This is a genomic window from Streptomyces sp. SID11385, from assembly GCF_010548245.1.
In the GTDB taxonomy this organism is placed as follows: Bacteria; Actinomycetota; Actinomycetes; order Streptomycetales; family Streptomycetaceae; genus Streptomyces.
This window is the reverse complement of sequence record NZ_JAAGLR010000037.1, coordinates 1-17,623: the sequence shown is the minus strand read 5'-3', so window position 1 is coordinate 17,623 and position 17,623 is coordinate 1. Positions and strand designations below refer to the sequence as shown.

Genomic DNA, 17,623 nt, shown 5'->3' with positions numbered 1-17,623 from the left:
GAGGGCCACACATCCCGGTCCTTACCGGAGGTCCTTGTGACAGAAAGCTTGACGGACGCGATCCCGCGCCCGGCGAGATCCCACCGCCCGGCGCAGCGCGGCGCCGCGGCCTGGGCCGCCCTCCAGTCCCCCACCCCGGAACGCGCCCGCGCGTTCTACGCCAAGGTCCTCGGCCTCCGCTTCGAGCCCGGCGGCGGCCCCGGCGGGCTGTGGCGGGGGCTCGACGCGCAGGGCGCGCAGGTCCTCGTCGTGGGCCGCGCCTACACCGGTACGGGCCCCGGCGTCTGGTCCCCCTGCCTCACCGTCCCCGACGCCCGCACCGCCGCCGAGCACGTACGCGCGCTGTGCGGCACGGTGGCGGTGGGCCCGCTGCCGCTCGAAGGCGGCCGGGGCGTGCTCGCCGCCGACCGGCAGGGCCTCGGGCTCACGCTGTGGGAGCCGGGAGCGGACGCGCGGATCACCGAGGCGGTGCGCTACCGCCTGCACACCCCCGACCCGGCCGACGCGCTCGCCTTCCACACCCGCGTCCTCGGCGCGAAGGCCCACCCGGCCCCGCCCGACGCGACGCTCCTGCTGCGCGGCACCCGTCCGCTGTTCTCCGTCTCCCCGCTGCGTACGGGGGCCAAGCGGCCCCGCCCGCGCTGGCAGCCGGACTTCCTCGCGGGCGACCTGGACCGGGCGGTGGCCGCCGCGCTCGCGGCCGGCGCGACGCTCCTCGTCGAGGACGCCCCGGCGGCCCGCGCGGGCCGCGCGACCCTGCGGGCACCGGACGGGACGGTGTTCGGGCTGGTACGGGGCTGACGCCGGACGCGGCGGGTTACTGCGGACGCGGCGGTACGGGGCGACTCGGGACGCGGCGGTACGGGGAGGGGGCGCCCTTCACACGGAGCGGCGCCCCCTCCCCGTACCGCCGCGGCGGCCCGTGCGGGCTCAGCCGTTGCCCCGCATCCCCTCTTCCATGGCGAGCAGTTGCTCGTTGGGGACGGCGCCGCCGAAGCGGCGGTCACGCTTGGCGTACTCGACGCAGGCGCGCCACAGGTCGCGGCGGTCGAAGTCCGGCCACAGCACGTCCTGGTAGACCATCTCCGCGTAACTCGACTGCCAGAGCAGGAAGTTCGAGGTGCGCTGCTCGCCGCTGGGGCGCAGGAAGAGGTCCACGTCCGGCATGTCCGGGTAGTAGAGGTAGTTCTGGAAGGTCTTCTCGCTGACCTTGGACGGGTCCAGGCGCCCGGCGGCGACGTCCTCCGCGACGCGGCGCGCGGCGTCGGCGATCTCGGCACGGCCGCCGTAGTTGACGCAGAAGTAGAGCGTGAGGGCGTCGTTGTCCTTGGTCTGCTCCTGGGCGATCTGGAGTTCCTTGACGACCGACTTCCACAGCTTCGGCATCCGGCCGACCCAGCGGATGCGGATGCCGAGTTCGTCCATCTCGTCGCGGCGCCGCGCGATGACCTCGCGGTTGAAGCCCATGAGGAAGCGGACCTCGTCGGGCGAGCGCTTCCAGTTCTCGGTGGAGAAGGCGTACAGCGAGATGTTCTTGACGCCGAGTTCCAGGCAGCCCTTCATGGCGTCCATGACGACCGACTCGCCGACCTTGTGGCCCTCGGTACGGGGCAGCCCGCGTTCCTTCGCCCAGCGGCCGTTGCCGTCCATGACGATCGCGACGTGCCCCGGGACCATTTCCGCCGGGAGTCGCGGCGGGACGGCGCCGGAGGGGTGCGGATCGGGGGTCCGGTACTCGCGGCGCTGGTGTCCGAGAATCCCGCGTACTGCCATGTGTGGTGTCTCCGCATCTTGAACGACGGTGGTGCCGTGCGGGCCGCCGCTGCCGTCCTGCCGCCGCTCTACCGCTTCTCGACGTAGCGCAGCGAGCGCAGCCCGCGCTCCAGGTGCCAGGAGAGGTAGGCGGAGACGAGCCCGCTGCCCTCCCTGGCGTGCCGCGCCTCGCAGGCGTCGGCGGTGGCCCAGTCCCCGGTCAGCAGCGCGCCGAGCAGGATCAGGGTCTCCGAGGAGGGTACGACGCTACCGGGCACCCGGCAGTCGCCGCAGACCGCTCCCCCCGAGGAGACGGAGAAGAAGCGGTTGGGCCCGGGCAGTCCGCAGCGGGCGCAGTCGGCGAAGCTCGGGGCGTAGCCGTTGACGGCGAGGGAGCGGAGCAGGAAGGCGTCCATGACGAGGGCGGGGGCGTGGCTGCCCTCGGCGAGGGTGCGCAGGCCGCCGACGAGGAGCAGGTACTGCTGTATCGCGGGCTCGCCCTCGTTCGCCGTGAACCGCTCGGCGGTCTCCAGCATCGCGGTGCCGGCGGTGTAGCGGGCGTAGTCGGTGACGATGTGGCGGCCGTACGGGGCGATGGTCTCGCTCTGCGTGCACAGCGGCAGGCCGCGCCCGATCAGCTCGCTGCCGCGTGCGAAGAACTGCACGTCGACGTGGGAGAACGGCTCCAGGCGTGCCCCGAACTTCGACTTCGTCCGCCGCACCCCGCGCGCCACGGCCCGCACCCGCCCCTGCCCCCGCGTGAGGAGGGTGATGATCCGGTCCGCTTCACCGAGCTTCTGGGTACGGAGGACGACTCCGTCGTCGCGGAACAGGCTCATGCGCCCATTGTCGCGCACGGGTCCCCGTGACCTCTGTGGGGCTCCGCTCCGGGAGGAGCTGGTTCTTCGCAACTCGGGTCCACATGAACCAGCCCCTCCGGCGTTTGAGGAGCGGGGTCCGGGGCGGAGCCCCGGGAGGACGCCCCGTGCGGGAACGGCCACAGGGCCCCGTCACCCGCGCACGCGCACCGCGTCCACCAGGAGGTCGAGGAGGCGGGGGGTCTGTTCGCCGCGGGGGCCTGCCGAGAGGAAGACGCCGAGGAGGAGGGCGGTGACGTCGTCCGCGCGGACGTCCGTGCGCAGGGCGCCCGCCTTCGCGCCCGCTTCGAGGAGGACCGCGACCGCCTCCGTGACCCGGGCGCGGGTCGTCGAGGGGGCGAGGCGGCCCGCGTCGAACGCGGAGCGCAGCGTGCCGGCCATGCCGCGCTTGGCGGCGACGAACTCCCCGTACCGCCCGAACCAGGCCCGCAGCGCCCGCTCGGGGGGCTCGCTCGCGGCGAGTCCGGCCGCCGCCGCGACGATCGCGTCGAGTTCGGCCGCGTACACCGCCTCCACGAGCGCCTCGCGGTCGGGGAAGTGCCGGTAGAGCGTGCCGATGCCGACGCCCGCCGCCCTGGCGATGCCTTCGAGGGTCGCCTCGGGGCCGCCCTCGCTGGCGACGGCGTAGGCGTTCCGCGCCGCTTCGAGGAGCTTCTCGCGGTTGCGCACGGCATCGGCGCGGGGAGCGCGGGAGGCCCCGGAGGCGGAGGCACGGGGCGAGGAAGCGGCAGCCAAAGCGGAGGCACCTCCGGTAAGAGTGTTACGGTCGTCCATAAGAGCGGAGGGACCTCCGCTTCACTCCATGGTCCCACGTCCGCCTTCTCCGCACCCACTCGCAGGAGGAACCCATGACCCCGCACTCCCCCACCCCCGGCGGCACCGCCGCGCTCGGCACCCACACCGTCGCCCGGGTCGGCTACGGCGCGATGCAGCTGGAACGGCTCCACGACGACCCCGCCGCCGCCGTCGCCCTGCTCCACCGCGCCCGCGAACTGGGCGTGAACCACATCGACACCGCGCAGTTCTACGGCTTCGGCTTCGTCAACGAGATGATCCGCGAGGCGTTCGGCACCGCCGAGGACGTCGTCGTCGTGAGCAAGGTCGGCGCCGACCCCGAGCCCGAGGGGCCGATCCCGCTCCGTTTCGCGCAGCGCCCCGAGGAGCTGCGCGCGAGCGTCGAGGACAACCTGCGCACGCTCGGCCGCGAGCGCCTCGACGTCGTGAACCTGCGCCGCCCCGACACGGGCCCCGGGCTGCGCGCCGAGGGCGATCAGATCGTGCCGCTCGACGACCAGCTCGCGGTCATGACCGCGCTGCGCGACGAGGGCAAGATCGGCGCGATCGGCATGAGCAGCGTGACGGCCGAGGTGCTGCGCCAGGCCCTCCCCGCGGGGATCGTGTGCGTGCAGAACGCGTACAGCCTGGTCGGCAGGGACGACGAGGACGTGCTCGCGGTGTGCGCGGCCGAGGGCATCGCGTGGGTCCCGTACTTCCCGCTCGGCGGCTCCTACCCCGGCCTCCCGAAGGTCTCCGAGGAGGCCGCGGCGGTACGGATCGCCGACGACCTCGGCGCCACGGTCTCGCAGGTCGGCCTCGCCTGGCTCCTGCACCACTACCCGAACACGCTGCTCATCCCCGGCACGGCGAGCATCGCCCACCTGGAGGAGAACACGGCGGCGGGCTCCCTCGTCCTCGACAAGGCGGCGATGACGGCGCTGGACGCCGTGGAGTCGCGGTCCTCGGACGTCCGGATCGGCTGACGCCGGGGGGCACAGGGGTGCCCTTCCCGCGCAAGGGCACCCCTTCTCACCGGGCGGCGTCGCGCGAGGCTCCGTCCCGCTCCTCGCCCCCGGGCATCGACGCGCACGGGACCGGCCGGCTCCTCTCCGTCTTCGGCGCGGCAGGGACGCCCGGCAGCTTCCTCACGGCCGCGTGGGAGGACCCAGAACCCCTCCCGGGGGGGTTAAATCCCTTTCCCGCGCAGAGAGTTCAGCTCGGACCGCCCACCGTCTATCGTTTCCCCGGCGAAGCACGACGGACGCGGCGGGCACGGGGGACGTGTGAGCGAGTTCAGGTTCGAGACGGCGGGCGGGACGGGCGGGAACGGCTCCGGCGAGGAGGAACTGCGCGAGCTGTACGACTGGTTGCGCGCGGACCGGGCGCTGCGCGGCGAGACCCGCTTCACTCCCGTGCGGGAGGCGGAGCCGGGCCGGATGGGACCCGGGCTGGAGGCCGTCCTCGCGATCGTCAACACCGCGATGGCCTTCCCGCCGCTGCTGCTCTCGGTCGACGCATGGCGGCAGTCGCGGCGCGCCAGGCCGCCCCAGCTCCTCGTGATCGGCTCCGACACGGACCAAGTGACCGCGTTACGAAGGGCCTTGGGCCTCCCCGCCGAGCCGGAGGAGGCCAGGACGGAGCCGACCGGCGCAGAGCCCACCGACGAGGCGGGCCCGGATCAAGAACCCACCGACGAGCCGGGCCCGGATCAAGAACCCACCGACGAGCCGGGCCCGGATCAGGAACCCGGCGAAGAGGCGGGCCCCGCCCCCGTCGCCCCCTCGCGGGAGCGGCCATGAGCCAGGACGCGGGCGAAGGCGTCTCCGTCGACCGTATCGACCCCGCCCGTTCCGTGTGCGTCCTCATCGGCGTGGACGACTACCAGCACCTCGACGCCCTGCGCAGCGTCCGCCACAACCTGACCGGGCTGCGGGCCGCGCTCACCGACCCGGAGATTTGGGGCATCCCGGCCGACCGCGTGATCGTCGTCCGCAACCCGCGCGACGCCGCCGCACTCACCGGACCGATCCGTACGGCCGCCGAGCGCGCCGAGGACACCCTGCTCGTCTACTACGCGGGCCACGGCCTCTACGACCGGCACGAGCGCCAGCTCCACCTGACCCTCCCGGGCTCCGAGGAGGACCGCCCCGAGACCTGCGTGCGCTCCGCGGACCTGCGCCGCGCGATCCGCGACCAGGGCGCCGCGCGGCGCCGGATGCTGCTCCTGGACTGCTGCTACAGCGGCCACGTCATCACCGAGATGGCCCCGGGGGACGCGGGCCGCCAGGGCGGCGCGGCGGCGGTCAGGACGCTGCGGGACGTCGAGGGCTCGTACGTGATGGCCTCGACGCCCCGCGACCGTCCCTCGCACGCCCCCGTCCCCGAGCACCCCACGGTCTTCACCGGGGCGCTCCTCGACGTGCTGCGCGAGGGCGTGCCGGAGGGCCCCGAACTGCTGTCGCCGCACGAGGTTTTCCTCGCCGTACGGGACCGGATCGCCACCCTGCGCCCGGAGATCCCGCAGGAACCGCAGGACCAGTCGGAGAACGGCGTCGGCGACGTGCCCTTCATCCGCAACCGGGCCGTCCTGCCCTCGCTCGCCCCACCCGCGCCCGCCGCGCCGGGGGCCTCGCGCCGCCGCCTGCTCGCCTGCGCGGCGGCGGCCCTCGCCCTCGGGCTCCTCGCGGGCCTCGGGCTCCGGCCGCTCGTGGCGGACGGCGCGGACCGGCTCTTCCCCGAGGCCGCGAAGGCGGCGAAGGGCCGGTGTTCCGCCCGCGCGAGCCTCCTCGACCACTCCGACGCGCTCAACAAGAACGAGGACGACTACGACGCCGTGCGGGGCCTTTCCGCCCTCGGGCTTCTGCCGCGCGAGCCCGGTACCGCGATCGCCGTCGCCGACAACGAACCGGGACGCTACTTCACGATCCGCCTCGGCCCGGCGGACAAGCTCCGTGTCGCGGTGCGCGGGGCCCGCGCCCTGACGAAGGCGGACGGCGGTTCCTTCCCCTCCTGGTACGACGCCGAGGGCCTCGCGATCGAGAAGGGCGGCCGCACGATGCTGGTCTCCTCCGAGGCCGACCCCTCCATCCGCCGCTTCGACATCGCGAGCGGCCACCAGGTCGGCAAGGACCTGGAGATCCCGAAGCCGCTGCGCTACTGGCCCGAGGGCAGCGCTCAGATGGGCCGCACCATCGAGTCGCTCGCGCTCTCGCCGGACGGCCGCTACCTGTACGCGGGCTGGGAGGCGCAGCTCGCCTCGGACGGGGACACGCGCGGGCGCGGACTGCTGCGCATCCAGCGCTACCGGGGCACGCCGGGCGGTACGTACACCCCGGACCGGCAGTACGGGTACATGGCGAGCGACGGCCTCGGCCTCGTCGACCTCGCGGCGGTGAACAGCCACCAACTGCTCGCGCTGGAAAGGCAGTACACGGCCGGGCTGGGCAATGCCATCAAGGTCGTGGAGATCGAGCTGCGCGGCGCCGGGGACGTGACGGAGAAGGAGTCCCTCTTCCGCCTCCCGCCCGAGTCCTTCGCGGAGGCCACCACGCTCCTCGACCTCGCCGCATGCCCCGCGGGCAGTCCGGGCCAGGTCGCCCGACCGCCGGGCAAGGTCGGCAACGCGCTCGTCGACAACGTCGAGGGCATGACGCTCGGCGAGCCGTGGACGAGCGGACCGTACAAGGGAAGGCGCCCGCTGTACCTGCTCTCGGACGACAACGGCAGCCCGCAGCAGGTGACACGGGTGTACGGGCTGGCCGTGGACGTGTGAGGGAACGGGGGCCGGCGACGGAGGAGACCGCCGGGGGAACCGGGGACGCCCGGCCGCCGGCCGGGGCCCCGCCACCCCGTGCCCCGGCTACGCCCACCCCGGCGCCCACGTCTCCCCCGCGCCCCCGCTCCGGTCCCTGCCCGCCAGCCACTCCCGCAGCACGCTCAGGTCCGGGTGGGGGGTGGTGCGGCGGCGGAGGAGGGCGTGGGGGTAGACGGGGGTGGGGGCGGTGAGGGGGATGCGGCGCAGGCCGAGGTCCGGGGGCCAGTGGAGGCGGGTGCCCGCGCCGACGAGGGTCGCGAGCGCGGGCTCGTGGGCGAGGGTGTCGAGGAGGGGTTCGGCGCCCGGGCCCGAGCGGACGATCGTGAGGCCGAAGGCGGCGGCCAGATCGGCGTAGTACGTGGCCCACTCGGTGCCGGGGACGATGCCCGGTATCCACAGGCGGTGGCCCGCGAGCATGGCGGGACTCACCTCGGGCGCGGCGGCGAGGGGGTGCGCGGGGCCCGTGACGAGTTCGAGGGGTTCGTCGTGGACGCGGACGTGCGCGAGTCCCGCGAGCGGTACGGGGACGGCGCGGAAGCTCGCGTCGACGCTCCCCTCGCGCAGCGCGGGCACGGCGTCTTCGAGCGTCACGACGTCGAGCGCGACCTCGGGGTGCGCGAGGGAGAAGGCGTGCAGCAGCCCGGCGGGGGCGAGCCTGCGGCCGATCACGTCGACGCGCAGCGGGCGGCGGCCGGCCCGTACGGCGTCGAGCGCGCGCGTCTCGGCGCGCAGCAGCTCGCGCGCGTACGGCAGGAACGCCGCCCCGTCCGGCGTCAGCGAGGCCCCCCGCGCCGCGCGCGCGAAGAGCCGCACCCCGAGCCGCCCCTCCAGCGCGGCGACCCTCTTGGACACGGCCTGCTGGGTCACCCCGAGCACGGCCGCGGCGTCCCGGAACCGCCCGCCGTCGACGACGGCGACGAAGGTCCGCACCCCATCGAGATCCACCCACGGGAGCCTACCGGGACAACCGGGGGCTGCGCGGGGCCGCCGGGCGGGGGCAGGGCGGTCCGGCGCATCCCGCGGACCGCCCCGTACCCCCCAGCCGGTCCGGCCGGACACAACCTCCGGTTGTCGCCGCTCCCCCGGTGGTTGTTTGCCGTGCGCGTGCTCCGGCCGCTTGGATGCCGCAGGTCGGGACAGGGGTCGAGGGAGGGGTGCGGCGGTGGCAGACCGGCTGGGGCGGTCGTTCGGGTGGCTGTGGGGCGCGTACGCGGTGAGCGCGTACGGGACCGGGTTCGGGTTCGGGGCGTTTCCCGTGCTGGCGGTGCTGGTGCTCGACGCGGGGCCCGGACGGGTCGCGCTGCTCGCGGCGGCCGGGCGGGCGGTGGGGGCGCTGCTCGCGGTGCCGCTGGGGCCGTGGGTGGAGTTCCGGCGCAAGCGTCCGGTGATGGTCGCGGCGGATCTCGTGCGCTGCGGAGCGCTGCTGAGCGTGCCGCTCGCGTACGGGTTCGGGGTGCTCTCCTTCGGGCAGTTGCTGCTCGTGTCGGTCGTGACGGCGGCGGCCGACATCGCCTTCCGCGCGGCGAGCGGCGCGTACCTGAAGTGGCTGGTGCCGCCGGACGGGCTGCTCCTGGCCAACAGCCGCTTCGAGGCGACGACATGGAGCGCGACCGTGCTCGGTCCCCCGCTCGGCGGCGCGGCGATCGGCGTGCTCGGCCCGGTGACGACGGTGCTCGCGGACGCGGTGAGCTACCTCCTGTCCGCGCTCGGGCTGCGGGCGATCGGCGGCGGGGAGCCGGAGCCCGTACGGGAGGCGAAGGCGACGCGTGCCGCGGAACTCCTCGCGGGCTGGCGGCACTTGCTCTCCGAGCCCGCGCTGCGGCCCCTGTTCCTCAACGCCCTCGCGGTCAACGGGCTGATCATGGCGACGGAACCGCTGCTCGCCGTGCTGCTGCTCGGGCGGCTCGGCTACGCGCCGTGGGAGTACGGGCTCGCCTTCGCCGTGCCGTGCCTGGGCGGGCTGCTCGGGGCGCGCGTGGCGCGACCGCTCGCGCGGCGGTTCGGGGTGCGGCGGATGCTGCGCGTGACGGGGGTGCTGCGGGTGTGCTGGCCGGTGGGGCTCGCGTTCGTGGGGCCGGGGGCCGCCGGGCTCGCGCTGGTGATGCTCGTCGAGTTCGGGCTCATCACGTGCTGCGGCATCTTCAACCCGCTCCTCGCGACGCGCCGCCTCGACCTCACCCCGCCGCACCTCGTGGCCCGCACCCTCGCCGCCTGGACGGTGAGCACGAGCACGGCGATCGCGGCGCTGACGGCCGCGTGGGGCCTGCTCGCGACCTGGACGGGCCCGCGCACCGCCCTCGGCCTCGCGGGCCTCGCGATGCTGGCGACGCCGGTACTGCTGCTGCCGGGAAGAGGACGCGGCCGGGGACGCGGGCGGGTGCGGGGGGACGCGGTGGCCGCCGAGGGGTGAGGGCGCCGCACGCGCCCGTACCCCTCAGCGCCCCTGCCCCGCAGCGCCCGTAGCCCCCGGCGGCTCCCGTCAGTTGTCGCCGGACGGGCCGAAGAACTCGATCTCCGCTATCGCGACCTGCTTCTTCTTGCTGGCCCCGTAGGCCGAGTCGATCGTGAAGCGGACCTTGGTCACCTCGCCGACGGCGAAGGCGCGGGGCTGGGGGCCGGGGCCCTGGTCGAGGACGAGTTCACGGGTCTTGGTCTTGCCGTCCTTCATGGTGATCGTGGCGGTGACGCGGTGCGGGAGGGCCGATTCCCTGATGCGGTTGGACTTCGAGGAGACGCCCGGGGTGATGATCAGGTTGAGCAGACGCGTCGGCTCGTCGAAACGGGCCTCGATCCACTCGCCGTTGCCCGATTCCGAGACCCCGGGGCCCCACCACGTGTTGCTGAGGCCGTCGAAGGCGATGTCCGGCTTGTGGCCGGCGAAGGAACGCGAGGCGGCGAAGTGGTCCGGGGTGACGAGCGACCGCTTCGAGAAGTGGTCGCGGGTCGCCTGCACCCCGGCCGGGATCTTCATGCCGAGGAAGACCACGAGCCCGATCACGACGACGGCGACGATCCAGCGCAGGACCCGGTCGAAGGTGCGGCGCAGGCGCGGGCGTTCCCCCGCCCACGGGACCGCGGTGCGGCGGCCGTCGAGAATGCGGCGCCACCACGGCAGCCGCGCCTCGTGCTCCTCCTCGGCGCGCGCGAGCGGCATGGCGCAGCGGGTGCAGTAGTGCCGGTCGGGGCGGTTCGGGGTGCCGCACCAGGGGCAGGGCGGGCCGCCCACGGCGCCGGTCTCGGGCCCCGGGGCGCGGACCGTGGGCCGGTCGGCGACGGGGCGGCCCGGCAGGACCGGGGCGACGGAGGGCGTCACGGGGGTCGGGTGCTCCTCGTCGGCGACGGGCACGAGGAGGTTGCGGGCCCGCGCGTGCGTCTCCGGTCCCGGGCCCGAGGGGGCCGGGGTGGAGTGGGCCGGGGTGGAGTAGGCCGGGGTGGAGGGCAGCGGGCCCGCGGAGAACGGGGTGCTGGGGGTCGGGGCCTCCGACCCCACGACGGGGGTGTGCGGCGCCGGGGTCCGCGAGTCCGCGACCGGGGCGTGCGGGGCCGGAGTTTCCGCGCCCGGTGTCTCCGGTGCCGGGCTCCCGGCCGCCTGGCCGCGGGCCCACACCCCGGTCCCCGTCGCTCCGCCGGACGGCTCCAGTTCCTCGGCGCCTATCTGGCGCCCCGGTGTCTCGGCCCCCGTGGGCCACGGGACCTGCTCGACCATGCCGGTGGGGGTACGGGGCTGCTCCCCGGCACCGGGGACGCCCGCCCCCGTACCGCCGGGGGCACCCGTGCCACCGCTCGCCTCCGCGCGCGGCCGGTCCATCCGCACCCCGCGCGAACGCGGCACCCCGGCACCGCCGCCGCTCGTACCCTCGCCGGAGGCCGCCGCACCACCGTCGGAGGCAGCCCCGCCGGAAGCGCCCCCACGCGAAGCACTCCCGCCGGAAGCACTCCCGCCGGAGGCACCGGAGGCACCGGACGCACGCCCGTCCTTCCAGCGCAGCACAGCCCCGCAGCCGTCGCAGAACGACTGGCCTGGCTCCGCGCGCGTTCCGCACTCGGCGCAGTTCTGGGTCGTCGTCATGTCCGAGGAGTCCTTTCGGCCGTGGTCACCTTGACCGTGTACGGCATGTGCGCGGGGCGGGCCGCCGCGACGAGAGCGCTGAGGCGATGCGTGTCGGTGGGTTTCGGGTCCGCGAGGCGGAGGGTCACGTGCAGGTAGGGACGGCGTTCGCCGGGGAAGGCGCCGAGCGGGCGGGCGCTCCAGTCGGCGCCCCCGCTCTCGCTGATCTCCGGTTCCGCGCCGAAGGCGAGCCGTACCGCTTCGGCGAGCCCGTGCCGGGTGCCCCGGACCCGGTGCAGGCGTGCCGCGGCGGCCACGGCGTGCCGCAGCCTCGCCTCCGCCTCCGCGTCCTCCGGCGCGTCGCCGTCGGTCTCGGCGCCGACCCACTCCGCGAGCCAGCGCGTGAAGTCGACGGGCGCGAGCGCGGGATCGAAGTAGGCGGGCAGGCAGTCGAGGACGTTGAGGATCGGCGCGAGGACTTCGTCGAGCCCGCCGACGAAGCGCTGTGCGAGGTCGTCGTCGGCGAAGACCGCGGGCAGCATGGCGCCGAGCGGCGCGGACGAGTCGAGCCCGTCGATCGAACCTCTCACCACTCCCCCATCAACTCATAGTCTGCCATCAGGAATTGCCCCCGATCACACGGACCCGGTGGTCGTAGGAGAAGACGAGCGCCGGCTCACGGAGATCGATCCGGTCGGTGGCCTCGCCGCGCTTGCCCGTGAGCGGGTCGGCGGGGTGCAGCGTGACCTCGTCGACGAGTTCGACGCCGGGCACGCGCTGGAGCACGGCGAAGACCTCCCCGGCCTGCACGGGCCGCCCGAAGGGCCAGCCCTTGGCGTCCGCGCCGCCGGTGAGCGGGTCGAGGTGCCGGTACAGGGCGTCGTGCGCCTCGCGCCGTACCCGGTCGGTGTCGACGCCGCGGAAGGCGTGCACCGTCGCGACGACCGTCACGCCCTGGTAGTACGGCGGCCCCACCGCGATGCGGGTGCCGATCAGGCGCCGCTCGTCGAGGTGCCGCGTGATGCGCTGGAGCAGGGCGTCGCCCGGGACCAGCTGCTCGAAGCGGAGCCGCCCGCCGGGGTCGGGCACGGCCTGCGGGACGACCAGCACCCGTACCGCGTAGGCCCCGTGCTCGTTCTCCTCGCCCTCCAGGCACGTGATGCGCGCCGTCTCGGGCGCGGCGCGGCGGGCGAGTTCCTCGTAGTCGCGCAGGGTCACGGCGCGTTCCTGCGCGCGCAGCGTGATGGGCGCGCGGACCTTCGCCTCCTGCACGGTCTCGCCGTCCACGCCGCCACGCGCGGCCTCGCGGTTGACGACCTCGGAGACGTACGGGACGGACGTGCGCAGGACGCGGACCGCGCCGCGGGCCACGTTGCCCGCGCGTCCGCCGCCGATGCGGTAGCGGCGGGCGCGGATGACCGCGCCCTTGGGCGGGACGGCCCCGTACTGCCGCAGGGTCCCGTCCGGTTCGCGTACGGAGGGGCCGAAGGCGAGCTCGCCGGTCGTGGCGTCGACCGTGATGTGCCGGTCCTCGGGGCCCGAGGCGGCGAAGTGCGGGACGACGTGCCAGTCCTGCCAGCCGTCCTGCTCGGCGGTCTGGAGCAGGAGCGGCGGGTTGTCGCCGACGACGGGCGCGTGGGCCAGGCGCAGGCGCTGGCCCGGGAGGCCGGTGGACTCGCCGAGCGCTTCGTCGGTGACGGTGTCGGCGTGGACGGCGGGCACGGTGCCGCCGACGGTGCAGGCGGCGGCGGAGCGCACGGTCGGTGACGTCGTGTAGAAGGGCTGGTTCGTGAGGGGTTCGGTGACGCGGCAGCGCAGCCAGCCGCCCGGCTGCCCGCCCGAGCGCGAGACGACGTGCCCGCCGGGTACGTGCAGCACGACGTCCCCGGGGCGGTTGAGGCCGCCGGTCCCGTCCTCGTCGATCTCGCACTCCTGCCAGCCGTCCTCCGTCCACGCCTCCCACACGAGCGGGGGCTGGCGGGGGTCGACGCCGACACCGTCGACGCGGCTGTCGAGTTCGAGCGCGACGACGCAGTGCGGCACGGCGGCGGTGAGGCCGAAGAGCATCGCGTCGCCCGGCCGCGGGGACTCGGCGAAGCAGAGGACGTCCTTCTCCTCGGCGAGGTCGGTGGTGCGGTCGCTGAAGGAGGCGCCCTGGCGCTGCGTGACGAGGTGGCCGAGCGTGCAGGGCACGACGGCGAGGTCCCGTTCGGTCGCGAAGACGACCGCTTCCTCGCTCTCGGTGCGCTGGGTGGCGACCTCGGTGCCCTCGGGCAGGTGGACGGTGTCCTCCTGCGGCGCGGAGAGCCGGAAGGTGACGTCGGTACGCGCGGCGGCGGGCGGGAAGAGGGTGATGCCGACGAGGTCGAGGAAGGCCAGGTGGTTCTTCTCGGGGACGCGGTTGAGCCGGTAGACGACCTGGTCGGCCATGTGGGCCACGGTCTCGACGAGGGTCACGCCGGGGTCCGAGACGTTGTGGTCGGTCCACTCGGGGGCGCGCTGCTGGATGTAGCGCTTGGCGTCGTCCACGAACTGCTGGAAGCGGCGGTCGTCGAGGTGGGGCGAGGGCAGTGCCATCAGCGGTCGCTTTCGGGGGAGTCACCGGTCGTGCCCGGTTCCTCGTGGGAGGGGATGACGTAGAAGGGGAAGACGAGGCTGCGCGGGTTGTTGGTGCCGCGGATCGAGTAGCGCACGTCGATGTAGAGGATGTTCTGCTCGGCCCCGGCGGTGACGTCGACCTCCTGGACCTCGATGCGGGGCTCCCAGCGGTCGAGGCTCGCGTACACCTCGTGCTGGATGCGCCCTGCCGTCGCCTCGTTGACGGGCGAGAAGACGAGGTCGTGGATCGCGCAGCCGAACTCGGGGCGCATGGGCCGCTCGCCGGGCGCGGTGGCGAGGACGAGCCGGATGGCCTCCTCGACCTCGCGCTCGCCGCTGACGAGCGCGATGCCCCCGGTGGGGCTGATGCGCAGCGGGAAGGCCCAGCCGGAACCGACGAATTGTTCAGCCATGGAGGACGCACCTGCTCTCGTCGTGGGGTGTCGGGCGTGCGGGGAAGGGGGGCCGGTGGCTCACGGGATCGGGTACGGCTTCCCGTTGACCATGACGATCCCCTGGACGAGCAGCGAGGCGGCCCGCAGTCCGAGGTTGGCGGTGGCGTTGACCTGGAGGGTGCCCAGGGAGCTGAGCGTGGCCACGCCCTTGGAGCTGAGGCTGAGCGCGGGTCCGCCGTCCACGTTGAGCGCGGTCAGGCTGCGGACGCTCACCGGCCCCTTCCCGTTGATGCTCAGCGGCCCGCCGCTGCTGATGCTCAGTCTCCCCTTGGCGCTGAGCGAGAGATTGGTACCGGCGTCCACGGAGACCGACTTGCTCCCCTTGATCTTCACCGCGCCCCTGCTGTCGACGGTGATCTCGGTCTGCGCGCGGTCGAGGTTGACGACGAGTTTGCCGTCCCCGCTCGTCAGGCGCACGCCCTGTTTGCCGCCGGTGCGCTGGCTGAGCAGGTCGAGCCTGTTGCCGGTGCGGTCGGAGAGGGTGTGGCGGGCGGCCTTCTGCCGTGCCCCGTCGTGCAGGGGCACGTCGGTCACCTTGGTCGGTTTGTCCTTGCCGTTGTAGAGGCCGCCGAGGACGTACGGGTGGTCGAGCGCGCCCCGGTCGAAGCCGACCAGGACCTCGTCGCCCACGTCGAGCGGGAAGATCGAGCCGCCGCGTACGCCGCCCCACTGCGTGACGCGGGTCCAGTCGCTGACGTAGGTGTCGTCGAGCCAGGGGAAGCGCAGCTTGACGCGGCCCTGCTTGAGCGGGTCCTGTGCGTCGGTGACGAGCGCGTTGACGACCCCCGGCAGCGCGAGCCCCTGCCGGTCGCCGCCGCCCCCGCCGGAGGCGAGCCCGTAGAGCGAGCGCCACTGCCTGCCGCTGACGGTGACCCACGCCTCGTAGTGCTTGCCGTCGCCGAAGACGTGCCGCACCGAGGTCGCGGTGTACTTGCCCTCGAAGGGGGCGCCCACGTCGGCGAGCGCGACGGGAAGTCCCGGGCGCAGCTTGGGCGTTCCGCGTACCACGACCTCCAGCTCGGCGAAGGAGGAGGTGACGTCGTCGGCGAGCGCGTCGGCGGCGTGCTTGACCTCGGCCTGGCGGTCGTAGGGGACCTGCGCGTCGACGAGCTTGGCGCTCTTGAACTTCCCCGCGGCCTTGCCCGGCGTCGTGCCGATGCCGATGGCGGGGTTGCTCTTCGCGGGCGCGGTGGCGGTGAGTTCCTTCTTCGTCGTGACGTCCCAGCCGCGCGCCTGGACGGTGGCGACCTGCTCGGCGGCGGTGACGGAGGTGCGCAGCCGCAGGATGTCGGTGCCGGCCTCCAGGACGTACGGGCTCTTGTCGCCGGGCGTGCTCACGGGCGGCGCCCCGGAGGCCGGGTCGGGCTTGACGAATTGCAGCTTGCCCTTCGCGTCGACCGACATGACCATCTCGTTCTCGTCGGCGAGACGGGCGAGGAAGTCCCAGTCGGTGACGTTGGCCTGGCTGATGAACTCGTAGACGGTACGCGTCGATTCGACGCGCCCGATGGGCACGCCGTCGAGTCCGGCGAGCTTGCGCACGATGTCGGAGGCGGACTGGTTGCGGTACGCGGCGACGCGGCGCTGGCGCAGCAGGCGGTGCCCGGCGTCGTAGCCGCGGATGACGGTGAAGGACCCGGTGCCGTCGTAATCGGCCTCCAGGCCCGTCACCTCGCCGGTGAGCAGCGGTTCGGAGGCGCCCTTGCCGTCGGCGACGGGCGCGATGACGACGGGCGTGCCGAAGTCGGCGCCGAGCTTGCCGAGGACCTTGTGGTACGGGTCGCGGAAGGTCAGCCGGAACGCGGCGGGGACGCCGACGCCCTGGTCGACCCAGCCGTCGACGAGCAGCGGCGCGACCTCGCGGGGCAGCGGGGCGCCGCCGATCGTGACGTGGAGGACGGCGGAGTGGGCGGGGCGGGTCATCAGGCACGCACCTCCTCGGCGGCGGGCAGGACGAGTTCGGTGCCGCTGGGCAGCCGGGAGGGGTCGTCGATGTCGTTGGCCTCGGCGATGGCGCGCCAGGCGGCGGTGTTGCCGTACTCGTTCCAGGCGAGCGACTGGAGCGAGTCGCCCGCGACGACGCGGTGCACGCGGCGCGCCGTGAGCGCCCCCGAGGTGGGGTTCTGGCCCTCGGTGGAGCCGGGTATCTCGTGCAGGGTCACCCGGCAGGTGGCGCGGATGGGCACGCCGGTCGTGCCGAAGAGCGAGTACGAGACGTCGACGGCGGCGACGTACGCGATGAACCGCGCCGTCGAGAACGATCCCCACTGGAAGACGACCCAGGGCGGCGAGGGCCGCTTCGCCGCGATGCTCTTGCTCGTCACCTCGCAGCAGTCGAGCAGCGACTCGACCTTGCGCAGCACGGTGTTGGAACCGGGCTCGTCGGAGGTGTCGAGGAAGATCTCGACAGTCATCTCCCGAGGCTCGGGACCCATGAACTCCGGTGTCGCGCCGTCGCGCACGGCGGCGGTCGCGGTCGCCTTCCACACGGTGCGGCGCTGGAGCTGGAGCCCCGTGGGGTTGAAGTCGAAGTCGAAGGTCTTCATGAGCCCGCCCGGCGAGGTGCTGTCGCCGACGGGCGGCTCGTGGATGGCGAGACTGGCGCGGACGAGACTCTTCCCGGCGCCGCTGCTGGAAGCCATGACGTGTGTCCCCTCTGTCCGTTCAGTCCGTGAAGCCGTGGTGGGTGATCTCCAGGACCTCGTTGGCGACACCGGGATTGGCCGGGTCGAGCGAGGGCCCCTGCCAGCTGACCGGCAGGACGTCGATGAGCCCCCAGCGCGCCACCTCGGAGCCGTCGGCGCGGAGCGCGGCGATCTGCGCGGTGGGCCGCTTGATCCCGGTGGTCACGGAGGAGATCCACTTGGCGACCTTGGTGGTGTCGGGCGTGAGCGGCCGGGTGAGCCGGATCGTGGAGAAGGTCACGCGGGAGGGGAGCTGCCACACGAAGCCGTTGTTCCCGCCCTCCTGCCGCGTCTCGACCTCGACGGTCGACGAAAGCCCCTCGCACCCGTTGAAGTAGCCGAGGCTCTCACCGTCGATGGTGAGGGTGAAGAAGATGGTGGAACCCGGGTCGAGTTCGCGTGACATCGGGGGCCTTTCTGGGGCGGAGCGTCAGGTGCGGGACGGGGCGGCCGTCACGCGGTGGGGGCACGGGGCGGGCCGGGCGGTGGCGCCGGGGCGGAGGGGCCGGCCGGGGCCCCGCCTCCGCCGACGTCAGCGGGCCGAGAACTTCTCGTACTCCCGCAGGACCTCCGCCGTCGGCCCGTCCATCCGCAGCTCCCCGTGCTCCAGCCACAGC

At 74.2% G+C, this 17,623-nt stretch carries 16 protein-coding genes and 1 pseudogene; 5 read left to right on the top strand and 12 right to left on the bottom strand.

Features of this window, described 5'->3' with window-relative positions:
• Positions 1 to 36 precede the first annotated feature (36 nt).
• Positions 37 to 801 (top strand): VOC family protein, encoded by a 765-nt coding sequence (locus G3I42_RS01195; RefSeq protein WP_164281991.1) that lies wholly within the window; start codon positions 37 to 39, stop codon positions 799 to 801.
• Between the two features lie 129 nt (positions 802 to 930).
• Here G3I42_RS01195 and G3I42_RS01190 read toward each other — a convergent pair whose 3' ends face one another.
• The 3 genes from G3I42_RS01190 to G3I42_RS01180 form a co-directional block, all read right to left on the bottom strand.
• Positions 931 to 1,773, bottom strand: coding sequence for an isoprenyl transferase (locus G3I42_RS01190; RefSeq protein ID WP_164281990.1), 843 nt, complete (start codon positions 1,771 to 1,773; stop codon positions 931 to 933).
• Positions 1,774 to 1,841: 68 nt separating this feature from the next.
• Entirely contained in the window at positions 1,842 to 2,591 is a 750-nt protein-coding gene (recO, locus tag G3I42_RS01185; RefSeq protein ID WP_164281989.1) for a DNA repair protein RecO, read from the bottom strand.
• A gap of 171 nt (positions 2,592 to 2,762) precedes the next feature.
• Positions 2,763 to 3,365, bottom strand: a complete 603-nt coding sequence (locus tag G3I42_RS01180; protein ID WP_239096187.1) for a TetR/AcrR family transcriptional regulator — start codon at positions 3,363 to 3,365, stop codon at positions 2,763 to 2,765.
• A gap of 113 nt (positions 3,366 to 3,478) precedes the next feature.
• Here G3I42_RS01180 and G3I42_RS01175 point away from each other — a divergent pair, with 113 nt between their 5' ends.
• The 3 genes from G3I42_RS01175 (at position 3,479) to G3I42_RS01165 (ending at position 7,179) form a co-directional block, all read left to right on the top strand.
• Positions 3,479 to 4,390, top strand: a complete 912-nt coding sequence (locus G3I42_RS01175) for an aldo/keto reductase (RefSeq protein ID WP_164281987.1) — start codon at positions 3,479 to 3,481, stop codon at positions 4,388 to 4,390.
• Positions 4,391 to 4,690: 300 nt separating this feature from the next.
• On the top strand, positions 4,691 to 5,206 hold the full coding sequence (locus G3I42_RS36795; protein ID WP_203606197.1) for a hypothetical protein: 516 nt from the start codon (positions 4,691 to 4,693) through the stop codon (positions 5,204 to 5,206).
• The gene (locus G3I42_RS01165) at positions 5,203 to 7,179 is read left to right on the top strand and encodes an esterase-like activity of phytase family protein (RefSeq protein WP_164281986.1); all 1,977 of its coding nucleotides are present in this window, start codon (positions 5,203 to 5,205) and stop codon (positions 7,177 to 7,179) included. Before G3I42_RS36795 ends, G3I42_RS01165 begins: the two co-directional genes overlap by 4 nt.
• An 87-nt stretch (positions 7,180 to 7,266) precedes the next feature.
• On the opposite strand, the gene G3I42_RS01160 is transcribed toward G3I42_RS01165, so the two are convergent.
• Positions 7,267 to 8,166 (bottom strand): LysR family transcriptional regulator, encoded by a 900-nt coding sequence (locus G3I42_RS01160; protein WP_164281985.1) that lies wholly within the window; start codon positions 8,164 to 8,166, stop codon positions 7,267 to 7,269.
• Between the two features lie 217 nt (positions 8,167 to 8,383).
• On the opposite strand from G3I42_RS01160, the gene G3I42_RS01155 reads away from it, so the two are divergent.
• A complete protein-coding gene (locus tag G3I42_RS01155; RefSeq protein WP_164281984.1) occupies positions 8,384 to 9,631 on the top strand; it encodes an MFS transporter in 1,248 nt (415 codons plus the stop codon).
• Between the two features lie 69 nt (positions 9,632 to 9,700).
• Here the strand turns inward: G3I42_RS01155 and G3I42_RS01150 are convergent, their stop codons facing one another.
• From G3I42_RS01150 to G3I42_RS37295, 8 genes and pseudogenes are all read right to left on the bottom strand, one after another.
• Positions 9,701 to 11,290 carry a hypothetical protein gene (locus G3I42_RS01150; RefSeq protein ID WP_239096186.1) on the bottom strand — a complete coding sequence of 530 codons (1,590 nt, stop codon included), beginning with the start codon at positions 11,288 to 11,290 and terminating at the stop codon, positions 9,701 to 9,703.
• The gene (locus tag G3I42_RS01145; RefSeq protein ID WP_164281983.1) at positions 11,287 to 11,859 is read right to left on the bottom strand and encodes a phage tail protein; all 573 of its coding nucleotides are present in this window, start codon (positions 11,857 to 11,859) and stop codon (positions 11,287 to 11,289) included. The genes G3I42_RS01150 and G3I42_RS01145 overlap by 4 nt, the downstream gene beginning before the upstream one ends.
• Positions 11,860 to 11,887: 28 nt before the next feature.
• The gene (locus G3I42_RS01140; RefSeq protein WP_164281982.1) at positions 11,888 to 13,846 is read right to left on the bottom strand and encodes a putative baseplate assembly protein; all 1,959 of its coding nucleotides are present in this window, start codon (positions 13,844 to 13,846) and stop codon (positions 11,888 to 11,890) included.
• The gene (locus G3I42_RS01135; protein WP_164281981.1) at positions 13,846 to 14,280 is read right to left on the bottom strand and encodes a GPW/gp25 family protein; all 435 of its coding nucleotides are present in this window, start codon (positions 14,278 to 14,280) and stop codon (positions 13,846 to 13,848) included. The genes G3I42_RS01140 and G3I42_RS01135 overlap by 1 nt, the downstream gene beginning before the upstream one ends.
• 60 nt (positions 14,281 to 14,340) lie before the next feature.
• On the bottom strand, positions 14,341 to 16,245 hold the full coding sequence (locus G3I42_RS01130) for a VgrG-related protein (protein WP_164281980.1): 1,905 nt from the start codon (positions 16,243 to 16,245) through the stop codon (positions 14,341 to 14,343).
• Entirely contained in the window at positions 16,245 to 16,964 is a 720-nt protein-coding gene (locus G3I42_RS01125; RefSeq protein WP_164281979.1) for a LysM peptidoglycan-binding domain-containing protein, read from the bottom strand. Before G3I42_RS01125 ends, G3I42_RS01130 begins: the two co-directional genes overlap by 1 nt.
• 22 nt (positions 16,965 to 16,986) lie before the next feature.
• Positions 16,987 to 17,412, bottom strand: coding sequence for a phage tail protein (locus G3I42_RS01120; RefSeq protein WP_007827257.1), 426 nt, complete (start codon positions 17,410 to 17,412; stop codon positions 16,987 to 16,989).
• 126 nt (positions 17,413 to 17,538) lie between these two features.
• A pseudogene (locus G3I42_RS37295) lies at positions 17,539 to 17,623 on the bottom strand (ABC transporter ATP-binding protein); the annotation flags it as partial.

Coding starts and splice junctions, on each gene's coding strand:
- G3I42_RS01190 (WP_164281990.1), bottom strand. CDS start 1,773: ATGGCAGTACGCGGGATTCTCGGACACCAGCGCCGCGAGTACCGGACC.
- recO (WP_164281989.1), bottom strand. CDS start 2,591: ATGAGCCTGTTCCGCGACGACGGAGTCGTCCTCCGTACCCAGAAGCTC.
- G3I42_RS01175 (WP_164281987.1), top strand. CDS start 3,479: ATGACCCCGCACTCCCCCACCCCCGGCGGCACCGCCGCGCTCGGCACC.
- G3I42_RS01165 (WP_164281986.1), top strand. CDS start 5,203: ATGAGCCAGGACGCGGGCGAAGGCGTCTCCGTCGACCGTATCGACCCC.
- G3I42_RS01150 (WP_239096186.1), bottom strand. CDS start 11,290: ATGACGACGACCCAGAACTGCGCCGAGTGCGGAACGCGCGCGGAGCCA.
- G3I42_RS01140 (WP_164281982.1), bottom strand. CDS start 13,846: ATGGCACTGCCCTCGCCCCACCTCGACGACCGCCGCTTCCAGCAGTTC.
- G3I42_RS01135 (WP_164281981.1), bottom strand. CDS start 14,280: ATGGCTGAACAATTCGTCGGTTCCGGCTGGGCCTTCCCGCTGCGCATC.
- G3I42_RS01130 (WP_164281980.1), bottom strand. CDS start 16,245: ATGACCCGCCCCGCCCACTCCGCCGTCCTCCACGTCACGATCGGCGGC.
- G3I42_RS01125 (WP_164281979.1), bottom strand. CDS start 16,964: ATGGCTTCCAGCAGCGGCGCCGGGAAGAGTCTCGTCCGCGCCAGTCTC.
- G3I42_RS01120 (WP_007827257.1), bottom strand. CDS start 17,412: ATGTCACGCGAACTCGACCCGGGTTCCACCATCTTCTTCACCCTCACC.